The following is a 13,154-nucleotide window of genomic DNA, read 5'->3' as shown; positions in this document are numbered from 1 at the left end:
GTGGAACATATGTCTAGCAGAATTTCTGGCTTTTATAAGCTTTCTGTTGAAGAAAGACGGGATATTGTTACGAAAGAACGGGGATTAACGGAAAAGGAACTTTCCTACCTATCCGGGGAACAGGCGATGTCCATGGATTTAGCAGATGCCATGATTGAAAATGTCATCGGCCAAATTGCTATTCCAGTGGGAATTGCAGCAAACTTTAAAATAAATGGACAAGATAAATTCATTCCAATGGCTACAGAAGAGCCTTCTGTTGTAGCCGCAGCAAGCAATGCAGCCCGGGCAGCATACAGCGAAGGCGGTTTTTTCACATCGCTTAGCGGAACAATTATGCGTGGCCAGATTCAAGTGCTGAATATTGCCGATCCTTTTGCAGCCCGCGCGAAAATCTTTGAGCACAAACAAGAAATTCTTAATTTATGTAATGAAAAAGATCCAACATTGGTTTCATTTGGCGGCGGCGCCATCGATTTAGAAGTCCATATTATTCCTACAACTAATCACATGATGCTGATTATCCACCTGATTGTGGATACGAAAGATGCGATGGGCGCAAACGCAGTCAATACAATGGCGGAATTTGTCGCACCGACAATCGAAAGCATTACGGGCGGCAGAGTCGTCTGCAAAATCATTTCAAATTTGGCAGATCGCCGCTTGGCAAGAGCACGCGCTGTCTTCTCGGCTGAAGCTATGGGCGGGAAAGAAGTAGTGGAAAACATTGTAAGCGCTTTCGAGTTTGCGGATGCAGATCCATATCGTGCAGCTACTCATAACAAAGGTGTAATGAATGGCATTTCTGCCGTCGTACTTGCTTCCGGCAATGATACACGCGCCGTTGAAGCTGGTGCCCATGCATATGCTTCGGTCTCAGGACGCTACAAATCATTGACGAAATGGGAAATTGATAAAGACGGCAACCTTTCTGGATCAATCGAATTGCCAATGGCTGTCGGCATTATTGGTGGAGCGACTAAAACACATCCAGTTGCGCAAGCTGCATTGAAAATCATGGATATCTCTTCAGCCGAAGAATTAGCGGGCTGCATCGCAGCAGTCGGCCTTGCCGAAAATGCCGCAAGTCTTCGTGCCTTATCAGCTGAAGGAATTCAGCGCGGCCATATGTCGCTTCATGCAAGAAACTTAGCAGTCATGGCAGGAGCCGATACGGCTGACATCGACCGCATTGTCGCTCAAGCGGTCCAAGAAAAAGATTTACGATATGACCGTATCCTGGAGATTACGCAATCCATTCAAAGAGGTGAATAAGTTGGCACAGCCTGTAAAAGAAACTAAATCCTATTTAGAAATTTTGGGCGATACAATTAAGCCCAATCAGTTATTGTTTGCGATTATAATCAGCGTTGCCATTAGCCTCGGCGGATACAATCTTGGTCTCTGGCTATTGCCTTCGTTTGCCAGCGAAAGTATGGTGCCTTCCTATTCCCTATTAATTGGCATTGGCGGAAGTGTCATCTCGCTTCTGCTCTGTTCTGCACTGTTCAAGCCTCAGCGGATTTTAGTGGAGGAAGAAACTTCTTCTGAAAGCATGCGGGAAGTTTTTGAAGACCTGCAGCTAGATCCCGAAGAGGAATGGGCATTGATTGAAAATGACCCGATTACACGCAAGGAACTCGAAGAATTAGGCGTTCTGGAAAGCTTCCGCAGCATTGGAGGCGAATCGAAAAAATGAGCTTACTTCTAACAGCTATGCTATTTGCCTTACTTGGCGCAATTGTTTTTTCCCTAATCGGACTTATATCCGGTACAGACGAGACGGCCATCATGGTTCCACTTACTTTATTAGTCATCTTGCTCGGTGCTCCGCCCGCTGCCGTCTTTTCCTTTTTCATGGCAGCAGTTCTCGCTAAACATTTAACGCATGCTGTTCCAACAGCATTAATGGGAATTCCAGGGGATACGACAGCGGTTCCTTTGCTGGATCATGCCACGACGCTTCGAAGAATGGGAATGCCGCATATCGCCCTTCGCAAAATGATCTCTGGCGGGATTATCGGTGCTTTTATCGCATTGCCGACAGCGGTATTGCTTGGCCAATTTTTAGGTCAATTCGCTGATTTCTTTAAATCATCTACCGGCATCATCTTTACATTAGCCGCTATTTTAATCGCTTATTTCTCTAAGGGGAAATGGGTCAGCGTATTGATGATCATTCCATTTGCGTTCTTTATCAAAAGTTTGGACTTATTAAGTTTTACCGTTTTAGATAAGCACTTGTCGATTAGTTTCTTCCTGGGAATTGCAATCGGACCGATTTTTGCGGATCTTCTGTTCGCAACTTCTTCAAGCGCGAAAAAGTCGATCGAACGAGATCGGCCGAAAGAATACCATCTTGCGCCTGAAACAAAATCCTGGAAGGGCTATTTCCCGAATCCGTTTAAGATTTTGACAGGCAGACAGCAAATTTTCACTTCCATTACCACTTTCATTTCATCGCTGACTTTTGTGTTCAGTCCGGTCGGGATGACGGCGTTGATGGGTGAAATCGTCGGTTCACGGACGAAAGGCGCCTATAAAAAATCCACTACCAGCTTGACTGTTATGAACGGGGTGACGGAATCTACTTATATCGCTGAAGTCATCATTCCTTTGATTGCATTCGGTATTCCGCTAAGCCCTGTCGCATTGGGTCCAGGTTCGCCGTTATTCAATGCACCGCCGGTCTTTACGGTAGATCCGATCAATAACTTGCATACTTATTTGACTTCTTGGGACTTTTTCTTGTATGGAGCAATCGGATTGATCATCGCTTCGTTGATCGCTTATCCGTTCTCTATGAACTATGCACGAAAAGCTTCGGTCATCGTATTGAAGTTTGTCAGCCAAGAAGCAATCGTAGCCATGTTCATCGGTCTTGCTTGCCTTCTTGCCTTCCATGAAGCCCAGCTTGTCGGAATTGTTCTGACCTTCACTGTAGCTGCAGTCGGCGGTTTATTGAATCGCATACTCGGTATTGGTGCAGGGGTCCAGTTCATGGTGTTCTATGCCTCTTCTTGGATTATCTTGACTTTATTCGGAATTTAAAACAAAGGACTTGCAGCACCCAAGAAAATGGGTGCTGCATGTCCTTTCTTAATGCCCCTACAATTTCCGATGCTTTTTCAACGCAACGATATTCAAACCGATGAACACGATGGCGAACACGCCTAATGCCAATAAATCGCCGCTGATATCCGCTAGCCCTTGCCCTTTATACATCACACTTTTCAAGGCATCTGCCGCATAGTAGATAGGCATGATTCGTCCAATTCCCTGGAGCCAGTCCACCATGCCGTCCACCGGGAAAATGCCGGCGAAGAAAATTTGCGGAATGACGACCACCGGGATGAATTGCACCATTTGGAACTCTGATGAGGCAAAGGAAGACAGCAACGTGCCGAGTGATAAAGCCACGAGTGCCAAAAGCAGATTCGTCAGGATAACGTGCCAAATAGACCCTACTAAGACGACATCCAAGACTAAAACGGAAAAGCTGACAACGATGACCGTTTGGATAATGGCGAATAAGCCGTATCCCGCTAAATAAGCAGCCACCAATTCCCATCTGCGGATCGGCGTGGCCATCAGCCGTTCAAGGGTGCCGGATGTCCGTTCTTTCAGGAGGCCGATTCCCGAAATCAAAAACACAAAGAAAAACACGAAAAATCCGATCAGTACCGGACTCAGAACGTCAAAAAATTCGGTGTCTTCGCTGCCGTAGATATACTCGGTTTCTAAAGCCAAGGCATTCCCGCCAGCTGCAGCATTTTGCATAAGAAGCGCCTGGTTTATTTGCACCAGAATCGACCTTGCCACGGACGGATCGTCATTCAATAACGTCAGTTTCAACGAACTGTTTTCAACGTCCAATAATCCATCGAGCTCTTCTTCGATCACAGTTTGTGGATCCGCTGCTTCAAAGCGCTCGAATTGAATTTCGCGTTCTTCCAAAAGTACGGCCAATCGCTCATCTGCACCAACAACTCCAATTACCGGGTCATTGCCATTGCCGTTAAAGAAAAAATACATCAATGTCAGAACGATCAAAGGAGCAAAAAACAGGAGCGCCAACGTTCTTTTGTCGCGCAGCATCTGTCTGATGATGCGCTTGACCAGCGCCTGGATTCTCATGGCTGCTCCCTCCCCGCCTGCAAAAAGACTTCTTCCAATTGACGGACGCCGTATGCCGCTTTTAAATCGGCGGGTGAACCGCTTTTGAGAAGCGCACCGCTTCGCACCATTGCAACAATATCGCATTTCTCGGCTTCATCCATCACGTGGGTGGTGATCAGGATGGTCTTTTGATGCTCATTTTTCAAATGCATCAATTCATTCCAGATAGAGAGCCTGAGTTCCGGATCGATACCGACTGTCGGTTCATCCAAAATCAGGATCTTCGGATCATGGACGAGCGCGATGGCAAGCGACAGCCGGCGCTTCATCCCGCCGGAATAAGCCGCCACTTTCTTTTTCAGCTCCCCTGTCAGTTTGACGAGTTCTGCAGCATACGCGATGCGCTTGGTCAATTCCGTTTTTTTCATCGGATAAAGCGAAGCGAAAAACGCGAGATTTTCATATCCCGTGAGTTCAAGATAAAGCGCATCCGCTTGCGCCATGTAGCCGATATCCTGCAGCAGCTCCAGATTCGGCATGCTTTTGCCGAACACTTCTACCTGCCCTTCATCTGCCGAATCAATGCCGACGATCAATTTGACGAGTGTCGTCTTTCCTGAACCTGATGGCCCAATCAACCCGTAAATCTGCCCTGGTTGGATTTGGAGGTTGATGCCTTGCAGCACTTTCGTTTTTCCGTAGCTTTTGCTGACCCCTTTCACATCAATTTCAATGGACACGAAAAGCACCCCATCTCTATAAAGGAATGGTGTTATGTACTTCCATTCTACTCTTTTCAGATTAATCTGTTATCTTTTTAAAGAAAAAAATAACGGCTGCAGATGAGCCGTTATTTCTTCGTTATTTTTTATTCCACTCTTCCGCTAACATGCCGTATACGACATGATCGACATAATGGTCGTATAGCCATTCTGCCTGCCGGATGGTGCCTTCCTGCACAAAGCCAAGGCGTTCCGGAATGCTGCGGCTTTTCGTATTTCCAACAGCTGCCCGGATTTCGACTTTATTGAGCTTCAATTCGGAAAAGGCATAATCCGTCAACGCTTTTGCCGTCCGCGTCATAATGCCGTGGCCTTGATAGTCTTTTCCGATCCAATAGCCGATATACGCAGTTTTGTTCGCCGGATTGATCTGATTGAACCCCGCTACGCCGACAATTTCGCCTTTAAAGAGAATCGCGGTGTTCAAGCTCTTCCCTTCGATGAAATTGCTGCTACCGGACTTAATAAAGTCTTGTGTATCCTTTAATTCCGTAGTGAAGTCCAGCCATGGCAGCCACGCTTTCAAATGTTCCCGTGAATTGTCGGTCAGCTCGAAAATTCGTTCCGCATCCCGCATTTCCACTACTTTCAACGATAAGTCTTCGTCAATCTTATGTATAAACATGGAAAATCTCTCCCCTTTTTGGATTATTCTCTATGTTAGCATAATGACGAATAGGAAAGGCATACTTTTTATTTGCATTCTGCCCTTTCCATCGTTTTCGTTTAAAGCCGCTGTAAAAGGGAAATCTAAAGATTGAATCTAAAAATAGAAAATGGAGGTTTTCGAAAATGGCACATGAACAACATGCAGAACTGATCAAGGCGCTGCACGACTGCGCCGCTGCCTGCAATCATTGCTTTGATGCTTGTTTGCAGGAAGAAGACGTGAAAATGATGGTAGGGTGCATCCGTTTAGACCGGGAATGCGCAGACATTTGCTCTTATTTGGAACATGCGATTACCCGCAATTCGCCTTTCGTAAGCGAACTGGCTGCCGTATGTGCAGCCATTTGCGAAGCGTGCGGAACAGAATGCCAGAAACACGATCACGACCATTGCCAAAAATGTGCGGAAGCTTGCTTTAAATGCGCAGAAGCTTGCCGCAGCATCGCGTAAAAAACTGCACCCTGGGAATATCAGATTGCCGAGAAACTAGCAGGATTAATGTATCTGCTTCTGGAATCCGCACTGCGGCGCTATGGACTTGCTTCCCGCAATAAGCCGAGAAAATCACTCGTCTTATTGCTCCAGCCCGTCCGGAGCCGCGCCGGTGCTAGAGTACTTTCAAACGATATGGAGCAAACGGTTTTGCGGAATATCGAGTTTCTAAACGAAACTTTTTCTATTTCTGCCTTTTTCAACACATTAAAATCCCGCACCTCGAAAAGGTGCGGGATTTCTTTTTTATCTCAATAACTCGATCCGTTCCCGGTATCGATCAATCAATAATTGGTTATGCCTGTCTGCTCCATCGACATTTCCGCTGAGGAAAATCGGCGGTTCAAAGCCGCTATCTGCCATCCGCTGGATTGCATCAGCGAAGATGGCATTCAAGATGACTGCACCGACAACCGTAGAAGTCGGCCCGAATGGAACTTTGACTTTGTCGTAGTTCAATACGGCATCGCCCACAACTGAATAATTATCAATGACAAGATCCACCGAGTCGAATAAATAATTTCCGCTCACATGGCGAGAGGTTTGGCTTTGCGAATATTCCTTGGAAGTGACCCCAATGACAAAAGCCCCTTTTTTGCGAGCGGCTTCTGCCACATCCACCGGCACAGGATTGCGCCCCGAAGTGGACAGGACAAAAACGAGATCTTCCGGCCTGAAATCCTGATCTTCCAGAAACGTATTGGCAAAACCGTTTTTCCGCTCCAATTGAGAGGATCGGACGGCCCCTTCATGAAGCATCAGCGGTTCGACAAAAATCGGCTTGATCGGCACCAAGCCGCCTGCCCGGTAAAACACTTCTTCGGTCAAAATATGCGAATGCCCGCAGCCGAAAAGCTGAATGATGCCGCCGGCCTGGATTACGTCTGCCACTTTCTGTGCGGCTTGTTTCATCCGTTCGCTTTCATTCTTTTCGACTAGCTCGAGCCTTTCTTTTGCCTGTTCAAAATAAGCCTTCAACATTTCCTATCAGCTCCTCAATTTCTCCAATGAATCCTATACGTTTCTATTCCCTTTAGCTTCTTTTATCAACCGGACCATATTTGAAATCGCCACTTCAATAATTTGCCGGCCTTTTTCTTTGGTTGCAAGTTTCGAATCGCCAAGGACCGCTGTCTCCGTAAATTCTTCCCACGGCGTCGGCGTCACATCTGCCATCATCGGAATCGTTGGAATATCGGTGATGGCTTTTGACATATCGACGTGTTCATCTGCTAAATACAGCATATACGACGTTTCAATTTCGCACGCATGGAAATAGCTCGAATGCGAAGACGGCGTTTCACGGACCCGGTCTGTCGCTTCTTTGACGCCCGGATAAAACAAGTAAAGAACTTTTAGCTCCGGTACGGCTTCCGCCAATTTTCTCGCCGCTTCTTTCAACGCCACAGCATTGCCCAAATGGCCGTTGATCATGGCAAACACCCGAAACCCTTGATGGTGCAGGCTCACGCCGATGTCCACCAAAAGTGCAATGAGGGATTCATTGCTGACATTGATGCTGCCCGGGAAATTCTTCAAGCTCCAGACTTGCCCGTAAGGCATCGTCGGCAAGACAAAAGCACCCGTTTCTTCCGCCACTCTTTTTGCAAGGCGCTCCGCTAAGTAATTATCGGTGCCCAGCGGCAAATGCGGCCCGTGGGCTTCTACCGCGCCAATCGGCAAGAGAGCCACTCGGCTGGTTTCAATTTTTTCTTTTACTTCGTAAGAATTCTCCTGTTGAAAATCCAAAGCTTCCGCCTCCTACCGGTTAAATGTAAAGCAGCGTGCAGGATTTTCGATGAAGAATTTTTTCACGAGCGCTTCTCCATCATACCCTTGCCTGTTTGCATCATCCACAAACCGCGGCACCCATTTCGCGATGATGTATTCCAGCCCAAGCCCGTAGTCATAATGTTTGTAATAGCTCTTCCGTGCTGTATCTCCGCTCACCAAGATCTGATTTTCATAGCCTTTTTTGACCAGCTCCAAAATACAGGCGATCCGGGTGCTTTCCGGAGCATATTTTATTTTTGCAATTCCATCAAAGCTGAGGTATGCACCAGTGCTGGCAATCTGCTCATGGTAGTATGGGTCGGGGTTCCGGTCCATATGGCCAAAACTCATGAACGACAGGTCGACGCCTTCTGACTTCAGCAGCTCGATCTGTTCAAGCCCCATTGTTCCCGCTTCTGTATGGGAATGCAAAGGCGCTTTTGTTTCCAGATGCGCTCTTGCAACGGCACGTAAAGTCTTTTCTTCAAGCGGCGTGATCCGGTTATATCCGGTGCCGAATTTTACTTGCCCCGCTTTATAAGCGGTGCCTTCCAGCCCTTCTTCCACTTCTCCGATGACGAATTCCGTCAGCTCGTTGATGCTTTTCGCTTCTATCCAGTCGTTATACGTCCGGTAGTCGCCGAGAACCGGCTTCAGGCTTTCTTTAATAGCGGCATCCCATAAGAAGCTTTTATTGAATCCGGCTGTTCCGACAATATGAACATCCAGTTCCTCTGAGATTTCTTTAACCGCTTCAACGTCCCGGCCGTAATCGATCGCAGTAGCATCTACAATCGATCGGCCGCCGTGATGTTTGAAATCCGCCACATCGAGCTTGGACTTTTCTTTATCGTCCAGCAGCAGATCGTCGGCATCCCGTTCCGCCCAGTAAGCCGGGCGGCAGACGATATGTTCATGGGAATACGTAAATCCCAGTTCTTCCGGTTTGATGTCGCCGCGAAGCGTACGGATAAAACTCATGTTGTTCACCCTCCGTTCTTTTTTCTAGAGCAGCAATTGCGCGAGCAAGCGGATGATCGGGCCTAAGATGAACATATCCGAATCGGCAGCCCACATTGCGGTATCCGGAATCGTATCGGATAAGAGCATTTTCACGGTAATGTATTGTCCCCAAGCAACGACCGTGGCTGTGACGAAGCCGCCCATGACCGCGCCTCTGACGCCGCCCGTCAAGTTTCCGAACACCCCGGCAGTCGCCGAGTGGAAGAATAGGACGATCATCGTCGGCACGAAAATGTAGCCGACCGTATTTCCTAATACCACGAGCCAGAGCAAAGCCCCGACAAACGATCCCAGGAATCCTAAAATGACCGCATTCGGTGCATACGGGAAAAGGATCGGGTTATCCAGGGCCGGTCTTGCACCCGGTACGATTTTTGTCGCGATCCCTTTGAACGCCGGCACAATTTCACCGATGAACATCCGGACACCCGTCAAGACGACTGCGATCCCGGCTGTGAATGTGAACGACTGGATAATGGCGTAGACGATGAAGCTTTGGTTACCGGAGCTTGCCACTAATTCTGCAGCACCCGGTGTGTCTTTGAACGAAATGATGATGGCGCCGGTTAAGAACAATAGCCCCATCGTCAAGGCGGTAATCACGTTGGAATCTCTCAGGAATTCAAGGCCTTTCGGCAATTTGATCTTTTCAGAATCATTTTCTTTATTGCCCCAAAGCTTGCCGCCGAATGCCGCAAGCAGCCCGACTGAAGCGGACGTATGGCCGAGGGCGATATTGTCGTTGCCCACAATTTTCCGGACGAAAGGCTGGACTAGTGCCGGCTGAACGGTCCAATAAATCCCCATGATGACCGACAGGAAGACGACCAGTTTAAAGAAAGAGACCTCCGGTGCCGCATGGACGGCAATCCCCGCAAAAATTGTGGTGGTCCAGAACATCATATGGCCGGTCAGGTAAATGTATTTCAGCCGTGTAAAACGGGCAAGCAAGACGTTGATCAAGAAACCGATTGTCATCGCCAGCGTCACTGCACTTCCGTATTCAGAGTTGAAGAGTTCTTGTCCCATATACTCCCCTAAAGTTTCGCCGGACAGATTGAACACTTCTTTCCAAAGCGGTTCAAAGACGGTCAAAGCCCCAACGATAATGTTGGCGCCGGCACTGATGATCAAAAAGCCGATGATGGCTTTGAATGTTCCGCTCACGCGCTGGCTGGCAGTTTTTTTCTGCAGCAGCAATCCGATCAATACGATGATGCCAAGCAAGATGGCAGGTGTCCCAAACACGTTGTTAGAAATCCAAAAAATAGCATCCATTCTCATTCATCCCCTTTATCCCATTAAAGTAATAGTGTCTCCCCTTGTTATGCAGGTATGTTGTTTTCTATCGCTGCATTGATTTCATCCATGTCAAAGTAATTATTGACAATAATCACTTTCGCCGGATGGTCTTGCAGGCTTTCTGCCAGTTCGTTGCTGGTAATGATGTAATCGGCGCTCATGCTGGTCGCAGAGGACAAGTCGATGTGTTCAACGTCCGCAGTGATTCCTTTCTCTCCTAAAGCCTGCTCGACGTTCATTCGCAAAATTAAGCTTGTTCCTTGCCCTAACCCACATACACATAAAATTTTCATCTTTCATTCCTCCCTAACACGATTTTTAGTTCTTCATAGCTGGCAATGCTTTTCAATCGTTCGACTTTTTCCGGATTGTTCAATAGCATGACCAATTCTTTCATTACCAATAAATGCTCGTCGCTCGTCGATGCGCCAAGGGCAAACACTAAAGAAACCGGATCATTCGCCACGCTCCCAAAGACTACCGGATCTTTTAATCGGACAAAAGCTACCGACGCTTCTTTGACTCCGTCTTCCGGCCGTGCATGCGGCAAGGCGATTTGGGGAGCCAGGACAAAATACGGGCCGTTCTGCCGGTACGATTCAACCATCGCCTCGACATACCCCGGTTCGACTAAATTGCCTGAAACCAATAATTGTCCTGCCGCCTGGATGGCTGCTTCCGGCGTTTCTGCCGAAACATCCAAAGCCACTAGCTTTTCCTCAAGGAATTTCATATTCATAACCCTTTCTGTGTGAGATCCTGTATGTCAAAGTGAATGCATTTGGATCAATTCATAAATTTTTTCTGCCGATTCCTCTTCAATGAGCTGCTCTTTCAATCTTTTATCGTTCAATATTTTCGTCAGTTGCCCAAGCGCTTTCAAGTGGCTGTCGCCATCCACCGCTGCCAGCACAATGAGCAATTTCACAGGATGGGTTCCTCTTTCTGAAAAAGAGATGCTGTTTTTCAGCTGCAGGAGGCTCATCCCCAACCGATGGACGCCGTCTTGCGGCCGCGCATGCGGAATGGCGACGAGAGGAGAAACGACTACGTACGGCCCGGTTTCATCCAGCACATCAATCATGGCTTTGACGTATTCGGTTTCGATGAACCGATTTTCCACAAGCGGCTCGGCTGCAAGCTGGATGGCTTTTCGCCAATCCGGCACGCGTTCCACGGTTTGGATATGCTGGACCTTCAACAAGCTGCTCAAATTCGGTTTTTCTTCCTTGCGGGAATAACCCGGATTCGGATACAGGTACTCACGCAGCTCCTTTTGGAGATTTTCCCGGTCATGAATATCCGCATGGTTATCGATGATCGACAGAAGCGCTTCAATCGAATGCACCTTTACCGGCTGGACGCCAATAAAAGCATTTACTTTTTTAAGAAGCTTCTCTTTTTCAATCTCTGTCAAAATCGGGCTGACCACAAAAACCGGCGTGCCTTTCTCTTCAAGCGGAATGGTCGAAATGACAAAGTCCACTTCATAGGAGTTGTTTTCAAAATCCCTCAGCGAAACGCAGCCGACGATATCCACGGTTGAAAATAGCCCTTCCAGCTGATGCTGGAGCAGCCTCGACGTCCCGATTCCGTTGTTGCATACGAGCAGGACCGATTTCCGGCTGACCGGCTTTTTCCCCATCTTTTCCAGCCACCCGCCAAAATGGATGGCGATTAAGGCAATTTCTTCATCATTGACTTCTTTTCCGGTAATGCTTTGCAGGTAGCTGATGATTTTCTTGGTAATGTGGAACGTATCCGGATACTTTTCCTGAATGGAATTCGCCAATTGGCTATCGGCTTCCAATCCGTAAAGCACTCGATAATAAGCGGATTTGAGGTGCAAGAATAAGCTTTTTTCTACTTCATGGCGATTCTCAAAGACAATGCAGGCGTACCGCTGAAAATCCGACACCATATGGGCCACGGTGTCTGCAAGAACCTTCATGAGATGGACGCTGTTGTTTTCAAATAGGCTGTCCGCAAATTGCACTCTGGAACTGAGCAAATGCTTCGTGATGTAGAAAACTTCGTCTTCCGGGAAAACCGTATCAAACAGCTTTGACAGTTTCACCGCGATTTCTTGTGCGGCTTGGTATTCGATGGTCTTGCTCAATACTTCTTTTTCGATCGGATCCACCACAATTTCCTTGCCGCTTGTCAACCGTTTCCCGAACAGCAATAGCCGGAGCGTAAGGCTGTGCAGGAAATCATCCGTGTACCGGATGTTCAGCTTCCGTTCGCTTTCTATCGCAATTTCTTTAATTGCCTTCATTTTTTCAAAAATGAACGGATCCATTTCTTCGTGCTGTTCATTGAACAAGATGGGGAGCTGAAGCAGTAAAGACTCCCAGCTTTGCTTCGGCAATAATTGCTGAAGATAATACACGATCACTTTTCGTTTATCTTCTTCTTTTCCTTTTACCTGATAGCCCGCTGCGCGCTCAAATTGCATGTCCACTTCAAAGTTCTGCAGCTCTTTTTTCAAGTCTTTTAAATCTTCAATGACGGTATTGCGGCTGACTCTCACTTTTTCCATCAGATTTTCTAAATACAGCGGCTGGCTCTTTGCCATCAAATACAACGCGAGCCAAGCTTTCCGTTCTTTAGGTGAATATTCATAATGCCATTTCGGCATATTGTGCAGCCGTTCCGGGATTTCCTTCGCCGTTTCTTTCTTTAAATGAAATCCTGCCGAACGGACATGTTCAACCCGCGGCAATTTATTTTCTTCCAGCCAGCCATTAATTTTTTCGATATCGTAATAGGCGGTCCGCTTTGAAATCTTAAACTTCTCCATAATTTCCTGAGGGGAAACGTAGCTCTGCGATTCGGACAAATACGCCAATATGGCGCTGCTTCGCTGATCCAAGGCCATGACCTCACCTCCTTCTTTCGCATTGAAACGGCCAGAATGCGTTTTGTTCAGAATTATTAATTACTTCTATTTTAACTTCTCCTTCCTTTTATGTAGAGACCAAATATCGCCTT

General features: G+C 47.3%; 14 protein-coding genes. 4 read left to right on the top strand and 10 right to left on the bottom strand.

Translation table 11 applies throughout. The features are described 5' to 3' along the window. The first annotated feature begins 9 nt into the window (after positions 1-9). The 3 genes from MTR82_RS15205 to MTR82_RS15195 are packed head-to-tail and all read left to right on the top strand — an operon-like array spanning position 10 to position 3,051. A complete protein-coding gene (locus MTR82_RS15205) occupies positions 10-1,275 on the top strand; it encodes a hydroxymethylglutaryl-CoA reductase, degradative (RefSeq protein ID WP_246809714.1) in 1,266 nt (421 codons plus the stop codon). Between the two features lies 1 nt (position 1,276). Continuing rightward, the gene (locus MTR82_RS15200) at positions 1,277-1,699 is read left to right on the top strand and encodes a hypothetical protein (protein ID WP_246809713.1); all 423 of its coding nucleotides are present in this window, start codon (positions 1,277-1,279) and stop codon (positions 1,697-1,699) included. After that, positions 1,696-3,051, top strand: coding sequence for a tripartite tricarboxylate transporter permease (locus MTR82_RS15195; protein WP_235198270.1), 1,356 nt, complete (start codon positions 1,696-1,698; stop codon positions 3,049-3,051). The genes MTR82_RS15200 and MTR82_RS15195 overlap by 4 nt, the downstream gene beginning before the upstream one ends. Before the next feature lie 57 nt (positions 3,052-3,108). Here MTR82_RS15195 and MTR82_RS15190 read toward each other — a convergent pair whose 3' ends face one another. From MTR82_RS15190 to MTR82_RS15180, 3 genes are all read right to left on the bottom strand, one after another. Beyond that, positions 3,109-4,137, bottom strand: coding sequence for an ABC transporter permease (locus MTR82_RS15190; protein ID WP_246809712.1), 1,029 nt, complete (start codon positions 4,135-4,137; stop codon positions 3,109-3,111). Continuing rightward, positions 4,134-4,859 (bottom strand): ABC transporter ATP-binding protein, encoded by a 726-nt coding sequence (locus tag MTR82_RS15185; RefSeq protein ID WP_246809711.1) that lies wholly within the window; start codon positions 4,857-4,859, stop codon positions 4,134-4,136. Before MTR82_RS15185 ends, MTR82_RS15190 begins: the two co-directional genes overlap by 4 nt. Positions 4,860-4,980: 121 nt before the next feature. Continuing rightward, entirely contained in the window at positions 4,981-5,526 is a 546-nt protein-coding gene (locus tag MTR82_RS15180) for a GNAT family N-acetyltransferase (protein ID WP_246809710.1), read from the bottom strand. Between the two features lie 167 nt (positions 5,527-5,693). On the opposite strand from MTR82_RS15180, the gene MTR82_RS15175 reads away from it, so the two are divergent. Next, the gene (locus MTR82_RS15175; RefSeq protein ID WP_246809709.1) at positions 5,694-6,020 is read left to right on the top strand and encodes a four-helix bundle copper-binding protein; all 327 of its coding nucleotides are present in this window, start codon (positions 5,694-5,696) and stop codon (positions 6,018-6,020) included. A gap of 288 nt (positions 6,021-6,308) precedes the next feature. On the opposite strand, the gene MTR82_RS15170 is transcribed toward MTR82_RS15175, so the two are convergent. Genes MTR82_RS15170 through MTR82_RS15140 form a run of 7 tightly spaced genes read right to left on the bottom strand, consistent with a single transcriptional unit; the run spans position 6,309 to position 13,041 of the window. Further along, positions 6,309-7,043, bottom strand: a complete 735-nt coding sequence (locus tag MTR82_RS15170) for an SIS domain-containing protein (protein WP_246809708.1) — start codon at positions 7,041-7,043, stop codon at positions 6,309-6,311. 33 nt (positions 7,044-7,076) lie between these two features. After that, on the bottom strand, positions 7,077-7,811 hold the full coding sequence (locus MTR82_RS15165) for a creatininase family protein (RefSeq protein ID WP_246809707.1): 735 nt from the start codon (positions 7,809-7,811) through the stop codon (positions 7,077-7,079). A gap of 12 nt (positions 7,812-7,823) precedes the next feature. Beyond that, on the bottom strand, positions 7,824-8,816 hold the full coding sequence (locus tag MTR82_RS15160; protein ID WP_246809706.1) for a phosphotriesterase family protein: 993 nt from the start codon (positions 8,814-8,816) through the stop codon (positions 7,824-7,826). A gap of 24 nt (positions 8,817-8,840) precedes the next feature. Then, positions 8,841-10,136, bottom strand: a complete 1,296-nt coding sequence (locus MTR82_RS15155; RefSeq protein WP_052652980.1) for a PTS ascorbate transporter subunit IIC — start codon at positions 10,134-10,136, stop codon at positions 8,841-8,843. A 47-nt stretch (positions 10,137-10,183) separates the two neighbouring features. Then, on the bottom strand, positions 10,184-10,453 hold the full coding sequence (locus MTR82_RS15150) for a PTS sugar transporter subunit IIB (protein ID WP_246809705.1): 270 nt from the start codon (positions 10,451-10,453) through the stop codon (positions 10,184-10,186). Then, on the bottom strand, positions 10,450-10,893 hold the full coding sequence (locus MTR82_RS15145) for a PTS sugar transporter subunit IIA (protein ID WP_246809704.1): 444 nt from the start codon (positions 10,891-10,893) through the stop codon (positions 10,450-10,452). The genes MTR82_RS15150 and MTR82_RS15145 overlap by 4 nt, the downstream gene beginning before the upstream one ends. A 33-nt stretch (positions 10,894-10,926) precedes the next feature. Beyond that, a complete protein-coding gene (locus MTR82_RS15140) occupies positions 10,927-13,041 on the bottom strand; it encodes a BglG family transcription antiterminator (protein WP_246809703.1) in 2,115 nt (704 codons plus the stop codon). Positions 13,042-13,154 lie beyond the last annotated feature (113 nt).

Origin of the sequence: Planococcus ruber (assembly GCF_022819085.1) — a bacterium.
In the GTDB taxonomy this organism is placed as follows: Bacteria; Bacillota; Bacilli; order Bacillales_A; family Planococcaceae; genus Planococcus; species Planococcus ruber.
Note: the sequence above shows the minus strand (reverse complement) of the source record. Positions and strands in the feature narration are given on the sequence as shown.